Origin of the sequence: Bacillus sp. SIMBA_074 (assembly GCF_046534555.1) — a bacterium.
GTDB classification, from domain to species: Bacteria; Bacillota; Bacilli; order Bacillales; family Bacillaceae_G; genus Bacillus_A; species Bacillus_A mycoides.
Genome location: NZ_JAWRYM010001113.1, coordinates 1 through 242 on the forward strand (window position 1 = coordinate 1; position 242 = coordinate 242).

The 242-nt window shown below is 69.0% G+C and carries 1 protein-coding gene; it reads left to right on the plus strand.

Annotation, left to right across the window (positions count from 1 at the left end; translation table 11 throughout):
• Nucleotides 1-12 precede the first annotated feature (12 nt).
• Nucleotides 13-242, plus strand: a 230-nt coding sequence (locus SB773_RS34200; protein WP_410594955.1) for an aspartate/glutamate racemase family protein, incomplete at its 3' end; no start/stop codon positions are given.

A 242-nucleotide genomic window follows, 5' to 3' on the forward strand; every position in this document is an offset into this window, starting at 1 on the left:
GGTGCGGAGTGCATCGTCGTGTGCACCAACACCATGCACAAGGTCGCCGATCAGGTCCAGCAGGCCGTGCGGGTCCCGCTCATCCACATCGGCGACGTGACGGCGCGGGCGGTTGTGGCCGCAGGGGTCGGCACCGTCGCCCTGCTCGGCACACGGTTCACCATGCGAGAGCTTCTACACGCAGCGGCTGGAGGCGCAGGGGCTGCAGGTTCTCGTCCCCCCGCCCGATGTCAAAGCCGAGC